The sequence below is a fragment of the Streptomyces sp. NPDC044106 genome (assembly GCF_056433985.1).
The window spans coordinates 68527-87834 of the sequence record NZ_JBWKFZ010000026.1 but is presented as its reverse complement, the minus strand read 5'-3'; the positions used below and the strand labels follow the sequence as shown (position 1 = coordinate 87834).

The following is a 19308-nucleotide window of genomic DNA, read 5'->3' as shown; positions in this document are numbered from 1 at the left end:
GACGGTAAATCAGCTTTGGGGGTGGCAGGGCGTGACCGGCAAGCGATACTCGGCGGCGGCGACTGTGGCACTGATCTGCGCGGCCGTGGTGGTGGCCGCGCCGGGAGCGGCGTATGCGAGCCCCTCCCTTCCGCCAAGATCCCCGGAGCCGACTCCCAGATCCGATACGTCACTTGAGCAGGTCCGCAAGGAGATCGACAAGCTCTACCACGACGCGGGTGTGGCCACGGACGCGTACAACGCGGCGGAGGAGAAGGCCGACAAGCAGTCCGAGCAGATCGTGAAGCTGGCCAAGAACATCGCCGAGGGGCAGGCGAAGCTCAAGAAGCTGCAGGCCCGCGCCGGCGCCGCGGCCCGCGCGCAATACCGCGGCGGCGGCATGCCGGCCGAGGCCCAGCTGATGCTCAGCGACAGCCCGGGGCAGTTCCTGGACGGCGCCGGACGCATGCGGCAGGGCGAGAAGGCCACCAAGGGCATGCTGACCGACCTGGAGAGGACCCAGGACGACCTGCGGATCTACGCCAAGGACGCCACCGCCCGCTGGAAGAAGCTGGAAGCCAACCGCAAGGCGAAGGCCGCGTCGAAGAAGAAGATCAAGAAGAAGATCGCGGACGCCGAGAAGCTCGAGTCGACGCTGGAGAAGAAGGAGCGGGAGCGGCTGCGCAAGCTGGAGGAGGCAGCCGCCCTCAAGAAGCAGTCGGCGTGGTTGAGTTCGGGGGTCCTGAAGGACATCGGCGGCAAGGCGACCGCCCGGGGCGAGAAAGCCGTGGAGTTCGCCACCGCCCAGATCGGCAAGCCGTACGTGTGGGGCGCCGAGGGCCCTGGTTCGTACGACTGCTCGGGGCTCACCTCGAAGGCCTGGGCCGCCGCGGGACGCGGCATTCCGCGGACCTCGCAGGAGCAGTGGAAGCAGCTGCCGCACGTCGACGTCAAGAACATGCGCCCCGGTGACCTGATCATCTACCACTCGGACGCGAGCCACGTCGGGATGTATCTGGGCGACGGCGCGATCGTGCACGCACCGCGCCCCGGCCGGAACGTGACGATCGCGGGCGCGGGCTCGATGCAGATCCTCGGGGTCGTACGCCCGGACAAGTAGCGGGGGCGGGCGGCGCGGGCAGGCACCGCTGGAGGACGACGCGGGCAGACACCGCTGGAGGACGACGCAGGCAGACACCGCTGCACGGCAGCGCGGGCAAGCCTCGCTTGTGGGCGGCGCGGCCAAGCCTCGCCTGTGGGCGGCGCGGGCGGCAGAGCGGAGGCCTCGGGCAGGCGCAGCGTGCCCGCACGCCCCAGGCGCATCCCCCTGTGACCCACCACACCCCGCGCCGTCCCGCTCAACCCCCGCGGCGTGATGTTCGTCATTCCCGGCGGGAGCCTCCCGTGCCCAAGTGCGTTCCGGGATGCGGCATATGACGGTGGCGGTTTGCCGCGCGGCATTCCACTGGAGGCACGGCTACCGCTATGGTCCCCGTCGGTGCCGCGTCGACCTGCGCGGCACCACACCCTCGGGGGGAGGGAAGGAAGCCAGCGATGCCCGTACCCATACCGCGGCAGAGAGCGATCCCGGCCGCGGAAGACGGTCAGGCTCATCCGACGCCCCCGTACGACCCGGCCGCACCCGCCCGCAACGGCGCCGCGGCACCCGCCCACGGACCGGCGGCGTCCATCCGTGCCACGGCGACGGACACCGGCACCACAACCGGCAACGGCACCGGACTCACCCTGCTCGTGATCGAGGACGACCCGGCGGGCTCCCTGAGCGTCCCCGAACTCCTCGACTCCGCCGGCAAGCCCATCCGCATCCGCACCGCCCGCAACCTCACCGAGGCCGAGCGGCTGCTCACCGACGACGTGCACTGCATCCTGCTCGACCTGGCCCTTGCCGGACCGGGCGCGGCGACGGGGTCGGAGTCGGACGAGGACGAGCTCGTCGCCCTCAAGCACGTGCTGCGCCTCGCGCCCCGGCACGCCGTCCTCGCGCTCACCGCGAACGACGACTCCGAACGCGGCGCCGAAGCCGTGCGGGTCGGCGCCCAGGACTATCTCTTCCGGGACGAGCTGGACGGGCGGCTGCTGAGCCGCGCGATCCGGTACGCGGTGGAGCGCAAGCGCGCCGACGTCGCCCAGCGCCAGCTGACCGAGTCACGGCTGCGGGCACAGGAGAACGCGCGCCTGGAGCGCGGCCTGCTGCCCACGCCGCTCCTGGACGGTTCGCCGCTGCGCTTCGCCGCCCGTTACCGGCCCGGCCGCTCCCGCGCTCTGCTCGGCGGCGACTTCTACGACACCGTACGCACTCCCGACGGCTCCGTGCACGTCATGATCGGCGACGTCTGCGGCCACGGCCCCGACGAGGCCGCGCTCGGCGTGGAGCTGCGGATCGCCTGGCGCGCGCTGACCTTCGCCGGCCTGTGCGGCGACGAGCTGCTGTCCACGCTGCAGAAGGTCCTGGAGCACGAGCGTCCGGACGACGAGATCTTCGCGACGCTCTGCACGGTCGACATCGCACCCGACGGCCGCCGGGCCGGACTCTGCCTCGCCGGGCACCCGTCGCCGCTGATCGCACGCGAGGGCAGGCTCGCCGAGCTGCTTCCGTACGAGGACGGCGGCCCGGCACTCGGACTCCTGCCGCGCGCCCGCTGGCCCCGCCGCCAGGTGGAGCTCGGCGGCGCGTGGAGCCTGATGCTCTACACGGACGGCCTGATCGAGGGCCGTATCGGCCAGGGCAACCAGCGCCTCGGACAGGACGGCATGGTGGAGATGCTCCGCCGCCAGATCGCCTCGGGGCTGCGCGGCGACGAGCTGCTCGAGGCCGCCGTGAACGAGGCGCGTGACCTCAACGGCGGGGACCTGACGGACGACGTGGCGGTACTGCTCCTGGACCGGACGCCCGGCGGTCGGTGAAGTCCGGCGGGCGGTGAAGTCCGGCGGGCGGTGAACTCGGCGGTCGGTGAGCCCGGCGGTCGGCGGTCGGGTCAGCGGCCGCCGTTGTAGGGCCCGTACGGCCCGTCGCTGCTGGAGCCGCCGCGGCGGCCACCGCGGCCACCGCCGGTGATCTGCTGGATCGCCGGGCGCACGTCCACCATGTACACGATGGTGGCGACGAGCCCGATGATCGGCAGGAACGACAGGATGTTGAAGATCAGGTTCACTACGAAGGCGAGACCGAGGATGATCAGCCAGAACGGCTTGGTCTTCTTGTCCGCCGCGCGATAGGCGTCCTCCCGCCGGACGGCGGCGTCGATGAGCGCGAATCCGCTGAAGACGATCAGGGCCAGCGACAGCAGCCACATGAAGTTCGCGAACCCTTGCATCAGCACAACGTCCACCACCAGTCTCGGCTCATCATTACGCGGCCACGGTACCCGCTACCCCGTCAACGGGGCGGACACTCCGTGAGTGCCCGCCCCGTCCACGCGGCCCTAAGAGCTGCCGCCTACCACTTGCTCGCCGCTTGCTCGCTACTTGCTCACGACCTGCTCGCTACTTGGCGGGCGGCGGGGTCTTCTTCGCCGCAGGGGCCGCCGTCTTACGAGTGGTGGTCGCCGTGGTCTTCTTCGCGACCGGCTTCTTGGCGGGGGCGGCGGCCACGGTCCTGGGCTCGTCGGCCGGGGCCGGCTGCTGGACGACCTTGACGGCCGGAGCGCTCTCGGCACTGTCGCCGGCCTTCGGGGCCTCGTCGGGCTCGACCGTCTCGGCCAGGTCGAGGATCTCCTCGGCGGCCTCGCCGCGCCAGGACTTGACGGCCTGCTCGCCGTGCTCCGCGACCTCGTCGTACTTCTCGCGCGCCTTGACCGCCAGCTCCGCGGCCACACCGACACCGCGCAGCGCGAGGTCCTGAGCGGTCTCACCGAGCTTCTTCAGGTCGGTGTCGAACGAGCCGAGCACCTCGGTGACCTTGGCCTGCAAGGTCTCCTGCGCCTCCTTGGCGCGGGCGGCGGCCTTGTCCTGCACGGCCTTGGGGTCGGTGTTGCGCACCGCGTCGAACCGGGACGGCGCCTCGGCGATCAGCTGCTCGACGAGGCCGGGCACCTTCTTCGCCTGCTGGAACGCGAGGTCCGCGGACCCGGCGACGAAGTACGCGGGCGTGGGGTTGCTGAGGGTCTTGCGCAGGTCATCGGTGATGGCCATGACGATGGTCCTCCCGGATTCGCGTCAGCGTGTCACTTGAGGGTGATGGTGCGAGGGGTGGTGCTTCGGATGGTGCTTCGGGCAGGCATCACGTGCCGTCGGCCGCGCGGGGGCCTTCGTCGGTGGCGTCCTGCCCCGCGAACGGCGATACGTCGCCGTCCGGCGAGGAGTCCGCGTACGACGAGGTCTCGAAGCCGTTCTCCTTGCGGAACGACTCGTAGATCTGGAGCAGCACCTGCTTCTGGCGCTCGTTGATGGAGGGGTCGGCGAGGATGACGGCGCGCGTCTCCAGCTCGTCCCGCTCCTTCTCGTCGAGGATCCCGGCCCGCACGTACAGCGTCTCCGCGGAGATCCGCAGGGCCTTGGCGACCTGTTGCAGGACCTCGGCGCTCGGCTTGCGCAGCCCACGCTCGATCTGGCTCAGATACGGATTGGACACCCCGGCGGCGTCGGCGAGCTGCCGCAACGACAGCTGCGCGTTGCGCCGCTGCTCGCGCAGGTACTCACCGAGATTGCCGACGTTGAGTGATGCCATGCCGTCGATGGTGCAGCACCCTTGCTAACTTTTGCAAGCGCCCGCTTGCAAAAGTGCGCCACGCCACTTGTGACTGAGCGCCCGAGATGGCCCGTGAGCGGTTGAGTTGGCCCGCTGAGCGTTGTGGTTGGCCACCGGACAAAGGGCCGGAATCCGTAGCGGCTAGGGTGAGCCGGTGCCGCATTTCGAGGTCGTGACAGCCATCGCCGCCGCACCGCCGGACCGGGTGTTCGCGGTATGCCTCGATGTGGAGGCCCATACCCGGTCAATGGCCGCTGCGTCGGAGCAAGCAGTTGATGGCAGGACCCGGGGCGAGCTGTTGCTCGGTGAGACGGTGACCTTCCAGGCTCGCCATTTCGGCATGACCTGGCGACTCACCGCCCGCATCACCTCATACGATGCGCCTCGACATTTCGTGGACGAGCAGGAGTCCGGGCCCTTCAAGCGATGGCGTCACGCCCACCACTTCGAGCCGGACGGCTCCGGTGGCACCGTGATGAAGGACGTCATCGACTTCGCTTCACCGCTGGGGCCTGTCGGGCGCATCGCCGACAAGTTCGTCCTGAGCTGGTACATGCCCCGCCTCATCAGAGCTCGAAATGCCCACCTGGCGAGCACTTTCGGCTCAGGCCGCTAAGTCTGAGAAGGTCAATCGCGGCGCGGGCCTCGGGATTGTCGGCATGCCGCGGACAGAACACGTACTGAGCGTTCCAGTTGGCCGGACGGGCCATCTCGGGCGCTCAGTCACACCACTGCGGGCGGTGGCCCATGAGACCACTTCTCGCGGTGACTGACCCGACCTACGGGCGTCGCGCGACGAAGACGAACTCCTTGCCTGGCCTGTCGGGTGCGTCGCGGACATCCTCCACCTCATAGCCCTGCGCGATCAGCTCCGTCTCGACCTCTTGCCGCTCACGGAAGCGCAAGGTGGAGTCTGACGTCAGCACCTGTCCGTCGGAAGCGAAGGCATAGGTCCAGCGGAACGTCACCAGCGGCTCGCTCACCTCGATCACCTGGACCCAGCTTTCGACGGCGCCGGCATCCGGGATCTCCGTCACGCGATACGAGGCTTCGCGGTTCCACTCCTCCCAGGCGCGTCTGGCCGGATCGCGGGTCTCGAACACCAGCCGGCCGCCAGGCTGTAGTGCTTCGTACGCGCCGCGCAAGGTCTCGCGCCATGCCTGCGGATCGAGGATCTGCTGGGCGGCGTTCGCGGTCATGGTTGCCAGGTCGACCCGCATCGGCGGGAGCGTCGTGGCGTCGCCACAGATCCAGCGCACTCGCTCGCTGCCCGGCTTGGCTCGGGCCACGTCGATGGACGCCTGGGCGGGATCGACGCCGACGACCCCGATCCCGCGTTCAGCCAGCAGAAGCGCGAACACCCCTGTCCCACAGCCGATGTCCAGCACCTGACGGGCCCCGAACTCCTCCGTCATCTGGACGTACGCGTCGAGATCGCTGCGATCAGGATCGAGCGGGTCGTAGATCGCGGCGAGCCGTGGATGTCCGAAGCACTCGTCAGTCATGCGGGCGAACGTATGGGCAAGTTGGGTTGCCGGCCCAATCAATTTCCGCGGCTGCCCGCGGGGTTGGCGCCCGCACGAGTCGACGTCCCACCCCACCGGCAGCGAATCCAAGTGACGTCGAGCGGGATGCCGACCTAGCGTTCCGCCCATGCCCACACCAGACGTCGGCACTGGCGCTGGGGCCGGTGTGACCATCCGCTGCCAGGACAACTCGTCCGTCGGCGTGACGTTCCGCGACCGGTTCAGCTTCGCCCCAGACTCCGTTCACTATGCCGTTGAGCTGCGGGCTCCCGGTCTGACCGCTCGTGTCGACGAGGTCGTCGCCTGGGTCTCGGACAGGGGCCTCTCCGCGTTCCTGGAAGAGCTTGCCGCCGACTACCGGGGCTGGGACGGCGAACGGAGCTGGCAGACCGACGACCGAGACTTGACGGCGTCGGCGGTCTTCCGGTCCGGCGGCCACGTCGGGGTGACGTGGGTCTTGCGGCCGTGGCCGCAGGCCGCTGGCGGCTGGGGCGCCTCGGTGACCACCTGGCTGGAGGCCGGTGAGCAGATGGCTTCCCTCGCGGCCGATGTCCGGGCCTTCCTCGCCGCGGAGTTCCAGTGACATCCGACCGATATCCGTACCCGCCTTTCGTTGTGCCCCCGACTGCCGTCACAGACGTCCACGGGAATCGACCCCGACGGAACCAGGTTGGTTGTTGTTGCGGGGCCACCACTGTTGCAGGTCCACCCTTGGGAGGGGCAGGAGCCCATGAGTCTTCGGCAGTTCGAGTACGCGTTGGCCGTGGCCGAGGAGGGCTCGGTGACGGCGGCGGCGGAGTCGCTGCGCGTCGCTCAGCCCTCCGTGTCACAGCAGATCCGCGGCCTGGAACGGGAACTCGGCGTCGAGCTGTTCGACCGCACGCCCACCGGACTCGTGCCCACCGCGGTCGGCCGCGCGTTCCTGCGGGAGGCGGAGGTCGCGGTGAGCGCGTCACGGCGGGCGAGGGCTATGGCACGGGCCGGTGCCGACGATCTGGTGGGCGAGCTGGTCGTCTCGGTCCAAATGGGCTTCGGTACGCGGCAGTTGCCGGGCGCGCTGAGCGCCTTGCGGCGCCGCTACCCCCGCCTTGAGGTCACCGTCTTCGAGGAGCCCAGCTCCGCCGAGCTGGAGCGGTTGTGCCGCCGGGGCGTGGTGAACCTCGCCCTGATGGCGGCGTGCGAGCGGAGCCCCGCCGACGCCCGCCACCTCGGCGACGAGGAGTTCGTCGTGGTGCTGGGCGCCGGGCACCGGCAACTGGCCGCCGAGCGCGTTGAGTTGCGCGCCCTGGAGGGTGAGCCGTGGGTGCGGTTCGACCGTGACAGCGCGCTCGACGGCGTACTCCTGAACGTGGCGCGGGAGAACGGCCTTTCCCTGACCACGGCCGCCCGCGTCTCCCAGACGGCGACAGCCGTGCGCTGGGCCGCCCACGGCCTCGGCGTGACGCTCGTCCCCGCCTCCGCGGTGCCCCACGGCTACGGGCACCTCGTCCGCCCGGTGTCCCCGGCCGTTTCCCAGCCCGTCATCGCCGTGCTCCGGAGCGGCGCGGGGCCGGCGGAGACGGTACTGCTCGAACTCCTGCGCAAGGAGACCTGGACCCAGCCGATTTCCGACGCCCAAACCGTTTCCCAGATCGTTTCCGAGCCCCATTCCGAGTCCGCTTATGGGTCCGTTTCCGAGTCCGTTTCCTTTTCCGTTACGCCGCCGTCGGTCGCGCCGATTCCGCAATAGTCCCGTCAGCCCCTGGAGAATTCGCCGCCGTCCACGAAGAGGTTGCTTCCGGTCACCCACTCCGCCCGGTCCGAGACGAGGAACAGCACCGCGTGGGCGATGTCGTCGGGGTGGCCGTCGCGGCCCAGTGGGGTGGTGTCGTCGGCGTTGGTCTGGGCCGGTGCCGCGGCCAGGCGCGCCCACTCCTCCCGCGTCGCCTCGCCGCCGGGAGTGGCGACCCTGCCGGGGCTCACGGTGTTGACCCGGATTCCGAACGGGGCGAGTTCCGCCGCCATTCCGCGGCTGTAGTTCTCCAGGGCCGCCTTCGCCGTGGTGTAGTGCAGGAACGGGCCCAACGGCGTGCCCACCGCCGCCGAGGAGATGTGCACGATCGCCCCCGACCGCCGTTCCCGCATCGCCGGTACCAGCAGCGAGTCGAGCCGTACCGACGCCAGGTAGTTCAGGTCCAGCGCGTCCTGCCACTCCTCGTCGGGGATGGCCGAAGCGCCCGGGTGCGGTCGCGCCCCGCCCGCGTTGTGGACCAGGATGTCCACCCCGCCGAGCACCTCCCGCACGGTCGCGGCGAGCGCCTCCGCGCCGGCCCGTGTCCGTACGTCGGCCTCCACGAAGGTGGCCCCTTCCGGCACCGTGCTCGTCGCCGACCTGGCGGTCGTGACCACGTCGGCGCCGGCGTCCAGGAGCCTGCGTACGACAGCCGCTCCGATTCCGCGGGAACCACCTGTCACGAGGGCCCGCTTTCCTTCCAATTCCCTTTTCGAAACGCTTCCGGTTCCGGTTCCGGTAAGGATTTCCGTTGCGGTCATGTCATCCATCCTCTACGTCGCATCACTGTGCGGGCAATTCGCCCTAACCAGATGCCATTACCGTACGTACGGAAAACAGCGGGAGGCAAAGACCAAATAGCAGTACGCGGTATAGGGGATTCCTATGCCGCTCCCCCGGCCCGGAGCACGGAGCACGGGGCACTGAGCACGGCGCACGGCGCACGATCAGGAATCGAGAAGCGCCCGCTCCCCGCCGCCGCTAGCGTGACGCACAGCCGTCCGAGGCCCGAGCTACGGAGACACGGAGATCACGATGAGCAAGGCAGCCGGAAAGACCCCCGCGTGGGACGCTTCCGCACACGCCGCCGACCTGCACGACCTGATCCGTGTGCACGGCGCCCGCGAGAACAACCTCAAGGACGTCAGCATCGAGATCCCGAAACGCCGTTTGACGGTGTTCACCGGCGTCTCGGGGTCCGGCAAGAGCTCGCTGGTGTTCGACACGATCGCGGCGGAGTCGCAGCGGCTGATCAACGAGACGTACAGCGCGTTCGTGCAGGGCTTCATGCCGACGCAGGCACGGCCCGAGGTCGACGTCCTCGACGGGCTGACCACCGCGATCACCGTCGGACAGCAGCGGATGGGCGGCGACCCGCGCTCCACGGTCGGCACCGCCACCGACGCCAACGCGATGCTCCGCATCCTCTTCAGCCGGCTCGGCGAGCCGCACATCGGCCCGCCCAGCGCGTACTCCTTCAACACCGCCTCCGTACGGGCCAGCGGCGCGATCACCGTCGAACGCGGCGCCAAGACCAAGGCGCAGAAGGCGACCTTCCACCGCACCGGCGGCATGTGCACGCGCTGCGAGGGCCGCGGCACGGTCTCCGACATCGACCTGAGCCAGCTCTACGACGACTCCAAGTCGCTCTCCGAGGGCGCGTTCACCATTCCGGGCTGGAAGTCGGACAGCCAGTGGACCGTGCAGGTGTACGCCCAGTCGGGCTTCGTCGACCCGGACAAGCCGATCCGCGCGTACACCAAGAAGGAACTGCAGGCCTTCCTCTACGGCGAGCCGGTCAAGGTGAAGGTCAACGGCGTGAACCTCACCTACGAAGGGCTCATCCCCAAGATCCAGAAGTCGTTCCTCGCCAAGGACAAGGAGTCGCTGCAACCGCACATCCGGGCCTTCGTGGAGCGGGCCGTCACCTTCACCACCTGCCCCGAGTGCGACGGCACCCGGCTCAGTGAGGGGGCCCGCTCATCGAAGATCAAGGGCAAGAGCATCGCGGACCTCTGCGCGATGGAGATCAGGGACCTCGCCGAGTGGGTCCGAGGGCTGAGCGACGCCTCGTCGGGCACGTCGGGCACGTCGGGCACGTCGGGGCAGCCAGGCTCGCCCGACGACGCGTACGACGCGTACGACGCGTACGAGAAGGTCGCGCCCCTGCTCACCGCGGTGCGGCAGACCCTCGACTCGTTCGTGGAGATCGGCCTCGGCTACCTCGCGCTCGACCGGCCCGCCGGCACGCTGTCGGGCGGCGAGGCCCAGCGCGTCAAGATGATCCGCCACCTCGGCTCCTCCCTCACCGACGTCACGTACGTCTTCGACGAGCCCACCGTCGGCCTGCACCCCCACGACATCCAGCGGATGAACGGCCTGCTCCTGCGGCTGCGCGACAAGGGCAACACCGTGCTCGTCGTGGAGCACAAGCCGGAGACCATCGTGATCGCCGACCATGTCGTCGACCTCGGCCCCGGCGCCGGTACGGCGGGCGGCACGGTCTGCTTCGAAGGGACCGTCGACGGCCTGCGCGCCTCCGGCACCGTCACGGGACGCCACTTCGACGACCGTGCCGCGCTGAAGGACACGGTGCGCGAGCCCACCGGGGCGCTGGAGATCCGCGGTGCGAGCGCGCACAACCTGCGCGGCGTCGACGTCGACATCCCGCTCGGGGTGCTCACCGTCGTCACCGGCGTCGCCGGTTCCGGCAAGAGCTCGCTCGTGCACAAGTCGATGCCCGTGGACGCGGACGTGGTGAGCGTCGACCAGACGCCGATCCGCGGCTCCCGGCGCAGCAACCCGGCGACGTACACCGGCCTGCTCGACCCGATCCGCAAGGCGTTCGCGAAGGCCAACGGGGTGAAACCGGCCCTGTTCAGCGCCAACTCCGAGGGCGCCTGCCCGACCTGCAACGGCGCCGGCGTCATCTACACCGACCTGGCGGTGATGGCCGGCGTGGCCACCCCGTGCGAGGAGTGCGAGGGCAGGCGGTACCAGGCGTCGGTCCTGGAGTACCGCCTCGGTGGCCGCGACATCAGCGAGGTCCTCGCGATGCCGGTGGACGAGGCCGAGGAGTTCTTCGGCGCGGGCGAGGCGCAGACCCCGGCGGCCCACCGGATCCTACGGCGCCTCTCGGACGTCGGGCTCGGCTACCTCAGCCTCGGCCAGCCGCTCACCACGCTCTCCGGCGGCGAGCGGCAGCGGTTGAAGCTGGCGACCCACATGGCGGACAAGGGCGGCGTGTACGTCCTCGACGAGCCGACCACCGGCCTCCACCTCGCCGACGTCGAGCAACTGCTCGGCCTCCTCGACCGGCTCGTCGACTCCGGCAAGTCGGTCATCGTCGTCGAGCACCACCAGGCGGTCATGGCGCACGCCGACTGGATCATCGACCTCGGGCCCGGCGCGGGGCACGACGGCGGGAAGATCGTCTTCGAGGGCACACCGGCCGAGCTCGTCGCGGCGCGCTCCACGCTGACGGGGGAGCATCTCGCGGAGTACGTCGGGGCTTGATGCGGTCGTCCGGGGGGCCGTCGTGCCGGTCGGTCCCCCCGGACCCTCCCCCCGGCCCCCCGGTCGCCGCCAGGACGTTCCGCCGCGCCCTCTGTAACGTGTCACACGTGCCCCGTGTGTCTCTCCCCGACCTCGTCCGGCTGCGCCAGGCGCGCGACCGGATGGACCGCGACTACGCGGAGCCACTCGACGTCCCCGCGCTGGCCCGGGGCGCCCTCATGTCCGCGGGCCACTTCTCGCGCAGTTTCCGCGCCGCCTACGGCGAGACCCCGTACAGCTACCTCATGACCCGCAGGATCGAGCGCGCGAAGGCGCTGCTGCGCCGCGGCGACCTCAGCGTCACCGAGGTCTGCTTCGAGGTGGGATGTACGTCGCTGGGCTCGTTCAGCTCCCGCTTCACCGAGCTCGTCGGCGAGAGCCCGAGCGCCTACCGGGCCCGCGACCACACCGACGGGGCCGCCGTCCCCGCCTGCGTCGCCAAGCTCCGCACTCGACCGGTCAGGAACGGAGAAGCGAAGACCGACCCGGGTGCCTAGCGTGGTGTGCATGGACATGAACACAGGCACAGACACCAGCACCAGCACCAGCACCAGCACCAGCACGGGCACGGGCACCGGCACCGGCACCGACATCGAGATCGCGCAGTGCTTCATCGCCGTCGACGACCACGACAAGGCCCTCGCCTTCTACCGGGACGTACTCGGCTTCGAGGTGCGCAACGACGTGGGTTTCGAGGGCATGCGCTGGGTGACCGTCGGGCTGCCCGCCAAGACCGGCGTGGAGATCGTCCTCGAACCGCCGCTCGCGGACCCGAACGCCCCGGCCGCCGACCGGCAGGCGGCGGCCGAATTGATGGCCAAGGGCATGCTCCGCGGCGTCAACTTCCGGACCGGTGACTGCGACGCCACGTTCGAGCGGATCCGCGCCGCGGGCGGTGAGGTGCTGCAGGAGCCGGTGGACCAGCCGTACGGCGTGCGAGACTGCGCGTTCCGTGACCCGGCGGGGAACATGCTGCGCTTCGTCCAGCCGCGCGGAGAGTAGCGAGAAGCAGCAAGCGGGCTGGTGAAGCGGCTGTTGACCTTCACCTTGGGGGAAGCCGCAGCATCGGTGGTGCCGGGCGACGCGCCCGGTATGAGGGAGGGACGGGTCATGGGGATGCTGACCATCGGGGCGTTCGCGAAGGCGTCCCGGCTGTCGCCGAAGGCACTGCGCCTCTACGACGAACTCGGTCTGCTGCCCCCGGCCCGCGTCGACCCGGTGACCGGCTACCGCCTGTACGCCCCGGACCAGCTCGACCGGGCCCGGCTCGTCGCCTGGCTCCGCCGTCTCGGCATGCCGCTCGCCCGCATCCGGCAGGTCTGCGCGCTGGACGACGCGGATACGGGCGCGGCGGCCCAGGAGGTGCGGGCCTACTGGGCGCAGGTCGAGGCCGACACCGCCGCCCGGCGGGACCTGGCCACCTTCCTCATCGACCACCTGTCGTGGAAGGACCCCGCCTTGTCTTCGAACACCATGCCCCTGACCATCCGGTACGCCGCGCTGTCCGACGCCGGACTCGTCCGTGAGAGCAATCAGGACACCGCGTACGCCGGTGCCGGGCTGCTCGCCGTCGCCGACGGCTTCGGCCGTGCGGGCGCTCCCGCGAGCGCCGCGGCCGTCGACACGCTCAAGCGCGTCGAGACCAGGGCCGCGACCGAGGGGCTTCCTGCGGGCAGTCTCCTCAACGTCCTCGAAGAAGCGGTCGCGGAGGTCGGGCGAGCCGTGCGCGGCGCGACGACGACCGTGCCCGCACTGGACACCTCGGACGCGTCTGCCCCGTCCGCCCCGTCCGCCCCGTCCGACGAGACCGGCACCACGCTCACCGCGATGCTCTGGACCGGCTCGCAGCTCGCCCTCGTACACATCGGCGATTCCCGCGCCTGCCTCCTGCGCGACGGGGAGTTCTTCCCGATCACGCACGACCACACGCTGGTGCAGTCCATGCTCGACGAGGGCCGCATCACGCCGGAGGAGGCGTTCTTCCACCCCCAGCGGTCGATGCTGCTGCGGGCCTTCACGCAGGGCGGCGACGCCACCCCCGACGTACGCCTGCACGACGTCCGCCCCGGGGACCGCTACCTCCTCTGCTCCGACGGCCTGTCCACGGTCGTCCCGCCCGAGGACGTGCGGCGCGTGCTCGACACGGTCGACGACCCCGAGACGGCCGTACGCGAACTCGTCGCGCTGGCCAACGGCATGGGCGGTCCCGACAACATCAGTTGCGTCGTCGCCGACGTACTGGAGCAGCAGGCCTGAGCCGGGGGCGGGCCCGGGGACAGCCACTTTCAAGTGGGTACTTGGCGGCCCGCGGCCCAGCCGCGAGGCTGATGGGGCAGCGGCGGCCCCGGCGAAGACGGCGGCCCGCCCGTACAGAGCCGCCGCCGGAGTGCGGACCACCGTGTGGAACCGGACGCCGGGGAGGGAGGACGAGCCGGTCCGGCAGGGTGCGGTGAGCGCCGCCACGGCGGAGGAGGCGGTCGGCGCGAGCCCGTTGACCGTGGTCTGCGTCGTCAACTACGACGCGATCCTGCGCGATCCGGCCGTCACCCGGGCCCTCAAGGGCAGGACCGTCGTGAACCTCAGAGCCGACACCCCCGCTCGTCCCCGATCGCCCCCTTCCTCATCCCCGCGCGTCACGGAGGGTCGGGTAGTCGGTGTAGCCGGCCGCCCCTCCGACGTACATCAGGCCCTTGTCCTGAAGGGGGTTGAGCGGTGCCCCGACGCGCATCCGCTCGACCAGGTCCGGGTTGGCCAGGAACGCGCGGCCCAGGGAGACCAGGTCGGCCCCGGCGGCGAGCAGCCGCTCACCGGCGTGCCTGCCGCCGTCGGCGGGGAGCGGGCGGCCCCAGCCCAGGACCGGGTTGGCGATCAGCGTGCCGGGCCAGTCGCGGCGGATCCGCCGGAAGAGGGCATTGTCGGGGTCGGCGAAGACGACGTGGAGGTAGGCGAGGTCTCCGACGCCCTTGAGCGCGTCGGTCAGCGCCGGGTAGATGGCGTCGGTGTCGCCCTCCTCGATGCCGTTGACGGTGATGCCGGGTGCGATGCGCACGCCGACCCGCTCGGCGCCGATCGCGTCGGCGACGGCGCGGACCACCTCGACCACGAAGCGGATGCGGTGCGCGACCGGGCCGCCGTAGGCGTCGGTGCGGCGGTTGGTGTTGCGAGCCAGGAACTGCTGGAGCAGGTAGCCGTTGGCCGCGTGCACCTCGACGCCCGCGAACCCCGCGTCGATGGCGCGGCGGGCGGCGGCCGCGAAGTCGGCGACCGTGGCGTCGATGTCCTCGACGGTCATCTCCCGGGGTGTGACCGCCGGTTGGTGGCCGCTTGGCGTGTGGATGGTGTCCGGGAGCGGTACGGGGGAGGGCGCGACCGGCGTCAGACCGCTGTTGTCCGGGTGCCCGATCCGGCCGCCGTGCTGCAACTGCAGGAACATCCGGCCGCCCGCGTCACGCACCGCGTCGGTCACCCGCCGCCAGCCCGCCACGTGGGCGTCGTTGTGGATGGCGGTGATGTTGGCGTAGGTCTGCCCGACGGCGTTGGGCGTGGCCGCCTCGGCGACGATCAGTCCTGCGGTGGCGCGCTGGGCGTAGTACGTGGCCATGACCGGCTGCGGGACGCCGTCGGCGGAGGCGCGGTTCCGCGTCATGGGCGCCATGACGAGGCGGTTGGGGAGGGTGAGGGGGCCGAGGCGGGCGGGGCTCAGGAGGGGGGAGGGGGTTTCGGGGGCACCGGGCGCTCCGGGGGTGCCGAGGGTCACGGCGGCATCGGCGGCAGCGGCGGTCGTGATCGTGGCGGTAGCGGCGGCGGTCGTGATCGTGGCGGTAGCGGTGGCGGTCATGGTCTGCTCCCTGGCGGTTCGGCTCGTGTCCGCGGCTGCGTGGTAGTTGCGCGGTGGCTTTGCCGTGCGCTGCCGTGGCGTTGCTGACAGGGACGACTGTGCGCCGGGGCGCTTCGGGAGTGCTGATGGTCCGCTGACGGTACGTCCCGGCCGTACCTCTCCTGCCACACCGGTCCACCCGTAGACACCGACCCCCGGCATTCCGCCCCGGCCGGGCGCACGAGCGGTCAGGATGGAAGAGGAACGTTCGTTCGTCCGTCCGTCGGCACCGGGGGGCCTCCATGAACCGTCCGCTGCGGCACATAGCCGTCTTCTGCGGGATCCTCACGCTCGCCCTCCTCCTGCGGGCGACCTGGGTGCAGTTCGCGGAGAACGACGAGCTGGCGAACGACAAGCACAACCGCCGCGTGCAGATCGAGGCCTTCTCCCACCCCCGCGGCGACATCATCGTCGGCGGCAAGTCCATCACCGGCTCGAAGGAGACCCCGGACTCCGACTTCCAGTTCAAGCGGACCTTCAAGGAGGGCCCGATGTACGCGCCGGTGACGGGCTACTTCTCGCAGGCCCAGGGCGCGACCTTCCTGGAGGGCGTCCACAACGGCGTGCTCAGCGGCAACGACGACCGGCTCTTCATCAAGCGCACCCTGGACATGCTGACCGGCAAGAAGCAGCAGGGCGGCGACGTCGTCACGACCATCGACCCCAAGGCGCAGAAGGCCGCCTACCAGGGCCTGGTCGACCTCGATGCCAAGGGCGCCGTGGTGGCCCTCGACCCCCGCTCGGGCAAGGTGCTCGCGCTGGCCAGCACCCCCTCGTACGACCCCTCGACGTTCGCGGGCATCTCGCAGGAGGAGGGGCGGATCTTCGAGCGGCTCGCCAAGCGCAAGGACAAGCCGCTCAGCAACCGCGCGCTGCGCGAGATCTACCCGCCGGGCTCCACGTTCAAGATCGTCACCGCTGCCGCCGCCCTGGAGCACGGCGTCGTGACGGACATCAACAAGCCGACCGGCGCCGAGACCCCGTACAAACTCCCCCTCAGCTCCACCCGCATCGGCAACGACGTGCCCGCGGCGAACTGCGACAAGGTGTCGATGAAGACCGGCATGCAGTGGTCCTGCAACAACGTCTTCCTCGACATCGCGCTCAAGGTCGGAAAGGACAGGATGCGGGAGACGGCGGAGAAGTTCGGCTTCAACGACGAGCAGTTCGTTCCCGTACGCGCGGTCGCCAGCACCTATCCGGAGAAGCTCGACAAGCCGCAGACCGCGCTGACCGGCATGGGCCAGGGCAGCCTGACCAGCACCCCGTTGCAGATGGCGATGGTCACCGCGGGCCTCGCCAACGACGGCCGGGTCATGAAGCCGTACCTGGTCGAGGAGTTGCGCGGCCCCGACCTCTCGACGATCGAGAAGGGCGGGCCGCACGAGCTCGACCGGGCCGTCTCCGAGAAGACCGCGAAGACGGTGCAGGAGATGATGGAGAACACCGTCGAGAACGGCACGGCGAACAAGGCGAGGATCGACGGCGTCACGGTCGGCGGCAAGACCGGCACGGCCCAGCACGGCGCGAACGTCAACGACGAGCGTCCGTACGCCTGGTTCGTCTCCTACGCCAAGAACGACAAGGGCGAGTCGCCGGTCGCGGTGGCCGTCTTCGTCGACCCCTCCAACATGAACATCGCGCGCTCGGAGATCGCGGGCGGCAAGCTGGGGGCGCCGATCGCGAAGGCGGTCATGGAGGCGGTCCTGGAGCGGTGAGGGCCGTAAGCACTGCGAGGGCCGTGAGGGCCGTGAGGGTTACGCGTCCTCCCACGGCAGCGGCCTGCTGTGCAGTACGTCGAGGCGGGTGACCGCGCGCGTCAGGACGACGTACAGGCGGTGCAGCCCGCGCCGCTCCGCCTCCGCGACGGCCGCCGGCTCGACGGCGACGACATGGTCGTACTCCAGTCCCTTGGCGACCGAGGCGGGCAGCAGGGTCACCCGGGCGCCCAGCCGTTCGGGGCCCGCGGCCTCGATGCCGGCGGCCGCCAGGGCGGCGTGCAGCCGCTCGACGTCGCGGTCGGCCGCGATGACACCGATGGAGCCCTCCCGCCCGAGCCCGTCCCGTACCGCGCCGACGACGGCAGCGCCCATGTCACCCGCCTCCGCGACCCTCCGCATCCGCAACTCCCCGTCGGCGCGCAGCGACCGCGCGGGCGGTACGTCCACGTCGAGCCGCCCGAGCAGCCGGTTGGCCAGCCCGACGACGGCCCGCGGCACCCGGAAACCGGTGGTCAGCGGGGCCATCAGGACGTCCGGCTTGCCCAGGTGGACCAGAAGCTCCGGCCAACTGCGGGCCGCCCACGGGGTGGTGGCCTGCGCGAGGTCGCCCAGGACGGTCAGGGAGCCGAAATCGGCGCGGCGGGCGATGGCCCTGCACTCCATGGGCGAGAGGTCCTGCGCCTCGTCGACGACGATGTGGCCGTACCCGGCGGGACGCTCCAGAAGCCCCTCCACCTCGTCGAGCAGGACGAGATCGGCGGCGCTCCACTTCGCGGACTTGTAGGAGCGGGGCGGCCTGGCCCACAGGATGGCCCGCTGCTCGGCGCCGTCGAGGACACCGTCGGCAGCGGCGGCGAGCGCGTCCGCGTCGGCGAGGAGGGCGGCGAGCACCTCGTCGGACCTGACCCTGGGCCAGGTGGCGTCGGTGAAGGCGCCGACGGGCCGGGACCGCGCGATCTTCTGCAGCCAGGTGTTGTTCTGCGGCCCGGCCCTGCGCTCGGCCCGTTCCTGGACCGCCCGGACGGCCCGGCTGCGCACCCGCTCGCGCCCGACGGCGTACGGCGGCTCCTCGCCCCGCACGTCCTCGACGATCCGCTCCAGTTCCCCGATCGGGACCCGCCAGCGGTACGAACCGTCCGGCACCGCGAGGGCGTCGGCGGGCGGCGCGATCCGCGCGTACAGCGCACGGCGCAGCACCGCCGCCATCCGGACGTCGTGCTTGACGACGGCGGCGGCCTCGTCGTCGACGGCGCGCACGGCATGCCGCGCGATCTCGTCCTGGACGGTGGACTGCCGCACCCCGGTCTCGCCGAGGGAGGGCAGCACCTCGGCGATGTAGCGCAGGAAGACGCGGTTGGGCCCGAGGATGAGGAGGCCGGAGCGCCGCATCCGCTGGGGGTGCGTGTAGAGGAGGTACGCGGCGCGGTGCAGGCCGACGGCGGTCTTGCCGGTGCCGGGGGCGCCCTGCACACAGACGGAGGCGGTGAGGTCGGCGCGTACGAGGTCGTCCTGCTCGGGCTGGATGGTGGCGGCGATGTCGCGCATCGGGCCGACGCGGGGGCGCTCGATCTCGCCGGCGAGGATCCGGCTCACGGGTGCGGCCGGTGCGCCTTGGCCGTCCGGCGCGCCCTGCCCCTCCGCCCGTAGGTCCTGTACGCCCAGGGGTTCGTCCTCCATGCCGGTGAGGTCGGTGGAGTCGCCCTTGCTGCCGGGCGCCCAGCCGAACCTGCGGCGGACGGCGACGCCCTGCGGGTCGCGCGGTCCTGCCTGGTAGAAGGCGCGGGAGACGGGGGCGCGCCAGTCGACGACGAGGGGCGGGGCCGAGGGGTGCTCGGTGATGCGCAGGCGTCCGATGTGGTAGCGCTGCCCGCGGTGATCACCGGCCCGGTCGCCCTCGGTGCCGTCGTCGGCGAAGTCGAGGCGGCCGAAGAAGAGGGGTGCGGCGGGGAGTTCGCGCATGGCTTTGGCGTGGCTGCGGAACTGGTAGCCGAGGACTTCGGCGTCGGCTCCCGACGCGGACACGTCCGCTCCTCCGACAACCAGATCCTCGGCTCCTTCGACCATGGCGGCGAGGGCGGCGCGGCAGGCGTCGTGGTAGCTGCGTTCCTGGGCGAGGGCATCGGAGGTCGTCGTCATGCGGCCAGAATAATGTAACCGAGTCAAATTTATAA

17 protein-coding genes and 1 pseudogene are annotated in these 19308 nt (G+C 70.9%); 11 read left to right on the top strand and 7 right to left on the bottom strand.

Annotated features, from left to right (window positions below):
- The first annotated feature begins 31 nt into the window (after positions 1 to 31).
- Together AC07DI_RS34120 and AC07DI_RS34115 are read left to right on the top strand one after the other, a co-directional pair.
- On the top strand, positions 32 to 1099 hold the full coding sequence (locus AC07DI_RS34120) for a C40 family peptidase (protein ID WP_478908495.1): 1068 nt from the start codon (positions 32 to 34) through the stop codon (positions 1097 to 1099).
- Positions 1100 to 1533: 434 nt separating this feature from the next.
- Positions 1534 to 2904: a PP2C family protein-serine/threonine phosphatase gene (locus tag AC07DI_RS34115; RefSeq protein WP_478908493.1), complete on the top strand. Its 1371-nt coding sequence runs from the start codon at positions 1534 to 1536 to the stop codon at positions 2902 to 2904.
- A gap of 71 nt (positions 2905 to 2975) precedes the next feature.
- On the opposite strand, the gene AC07DI_RS34110 is transcribed toward AC07DI_RS34115, so the two are convergent.
- The 3 genes from AC07DI_RS34110 to AC07DI_RS34100 all read right to left on the bottom strand — a co-directional run bounded on the left by AC07DI_RS34110 (position 2976) and on the right by AC07DI_RS34100 (position 4666).
- Positions 2976 to 3314: a DUF2516 family protein gene (locus AC07DI_RS34110; RefSeq protein WP_384261218.1), complete on the bottom strand. Its 339-nt coding sequence runs from the start codon at positions 3312 to 3314 to the stop codon at positions 2976 to 2978.
- A gap of 169 nt (positions 3315 to 3483) precedes the next feature.
- Complete coding sequence (locus tag AC07DI_RS34105; protein ID WP_478908491.1) at positions 3484 to 4131, bottom strand: hypothetical protein; 648 nt, start codon at positions 4129 to 4131, stop codon at positions 3484 to 3486.
- Positions 4132 to 4219: 88 nt separating this feature from the next.
- The gene (locus tag AC07DI_RS34100) at positions 4220 to 4666 is read right to left on the bottom strand and encodes a helix-turn-helix domain-containing protein (RefSeq protein ID WP_384261224.1); all 447 of its coding nucleotides are present in this window, start codon (positions 4664 to 4666) and stop codon (positions 4220 to 4222) included.
- 175 nt (positions 4667 to 4841) lie between these two features.
- On the opposite strand from AC07DI_RS34100, the gene AC07DI_RS34095 reads away from it, so the two are divergent.
- On the top strand, positions 4842 to 5303 hold the full coding sequence (locus AC07DI_RS34095; RefSeq protein ID WP_478908489.1) for an SRPBCC family protein: 462 nt from the start codon (positions 4842 to 4844) through the stop codon (positions 5301 to 5303).
- A 163-nt stretch (positions 5304 to 5466) separates the two neighbouring features.
- Here AC07DI_RS34095 and AC07DI_RS34090 read toward each other — a convergent pair whose 3' ends face one another.
- Positions 5467 to 6192, bottom strand: coding sequence for a class I SAM-dependent methyltransferase (locus AC07DI_RS34090; protein WP_384261226.1), 726 nt, complete (start codon positions 6190 to 6192; stop codon positions 5467 to 5469).
- Positions 6193 to 6340: 148 nt separating this feature from the next.
- Between AC07DI_RS34090 and AC07DI_RS34085 the strand changes: the two genes are divergently transcribed.
- Positions 6341 to 6796, top strand: coding sequence for a DUF6228 family protein (locus AC07DI_RS34085; protein ID WP_478908487.1), 456 nt, complete (start codon positions 6341 to 6343; stop codon positions 6794 to 6796).
- 147 nt (positions 6797 to 6943) lie between these two features.
- Complete coding sequence (locus AC07DI_RS34080; RefSeq protein ID WP_478908486.1) at positions 6944 to 7942, top strand: LysR family transcriptional regulator; 999 nt, start codon at positions 6944 to 6946, stop codon at positions 7940 to 7942.
- A 5-nt stretch (positions 7943 to 7947) separates the two neighbouring features.
- Here AC07DI_RS34080 and AC07DI_RS34075 read toward each other — a convergent pair whose 3' ends face one another.
- The gene (locus AC07DI_RS34075) at positions 7948 to 8745 is read right to left on the bottom strand and encodes an SDR family oxidoreductase (RefSeq protein WP_478908484.1); all 798 of its coding nucleotides are present in this window, start codon (positions 8743 to 8745) and stop codon (positions 7948 to 7950) included.
- A gap of 274 nt (positions 8746 to 9019) precedes the next feature.
- Between AC07DI_RS34075 and AC07DI_RS34070 the strand changes: the two genes are divergently transcribed.
- From AC07DI_RS34070 to AC07DI_RS34050, 5 genes and pseudogenes are all read left to right on the top strand, one after another.
- On the top strand, positions 9020 to 11500 hold the full coding sequence (locus AC07DI_RS34070; protein ID WP_478908482.1) for an ATP-binding cassette domain-containing protein: 2481 nt from the start codon (positions 9020 to 9022) through the stop codon (positions 11498 to 11500).
- A 116-nt stretch (positions 11501 to 11616) separates the two neighbouring features.
- Positions 11617 to 12036 (top strand): helix-turn-helix transcriptional regulator, encoded by a 420-nt coding sequence (locus AC07DI_RS34065; protein WP_478908518.1) that lies wholly within the window; start codon positions 11617 to 11619, stop codon positions 12034 to 12036.
- 10 nt (positions 12037 to 12046) lie between these two features.
- Positions 12047 to 12541, top strand: coding sequence for a VOC family protein (locus tag AC07DI_RS34060; RefSeq protein WP_478908480.1), 495 nt, complete (start codon positions 12047 to 12049; stop codon positions 12539 to 12541).
- A 108-nt stretch (positions 12542 to 12649) separates the two neighbouring features.
- Positions 12650 to 13795 carry a MerR family transcriptional regulator gene (locus AC07DI_RS34055; protein WP_478908478.1) on the top strand — a complete coding sequence of 382 codons (1146 nt, stop codon included), beginning with the start codon at positions 12650 to 12652 and terminating at the stop codon, positions 13793 to 13795.
- Positions 13796 to 13925: 130 nt separating this feature from the next.
- Positions 13926 to 14148: pseudogene (locus AC07DI_RS34050) on the top strand (NAD(P)-dependent oxidoreductase); the annotation flags it as partial.
- Between the two features lie 11 nt (positions 14149 to 14159).
- Here AC07DI_RS34050 and AC07DI_RS34045 read toward each other — a convergent pair.
- A complete protein-coding gene (locus AC07DI_RS34045) occupies positions 14160 to 15377 on the bottom strand; it encodes an alkene reductase (protein WP_478908477.1) in 1218 nt (405 codons plus the stop codon).
- 281 nt (positions 15378 to 15658) lie between these two features.
- On the opposite strand from AC07DI_RS34045, the gene AC07DI_RS34040 reads away from it, so the two are divergent.
- The gene (locus AC07DI_RS34040; RefSeq protein ID WP_478908475.1) at positions 15659 to 17134 is read left to right on the top strand and encodes a peptidoglycan D,D-transpeptidase FtsI family protein; all 1476 of its coding nucleotides are present in this window, start codon (positions 15659 to 15661) and stop codon (positions 17132 to 17134) included.
- A gap of 39 nt (positions 17135 to 17173) precedes the next feature.
- On the opposite strand, the gene AC07DI_RS34035 is transcribed toward AC07DI_RS34040, so the two are convergent.
- Positions 17174 to 19273 carry a HelD family protein gene (locus AC07DI_RS34035; protein ID WP_478908473.1) on the bottom strand — a complete coding sequence of 700 codons (2100 nt, stop codon included), beginning with the start codon at positions 19271 to 19273 and terminating at the stop codon, positions 17174 to 17176.
- Positions 19274 to 19308: the final 35 nt, after the last annotated feature.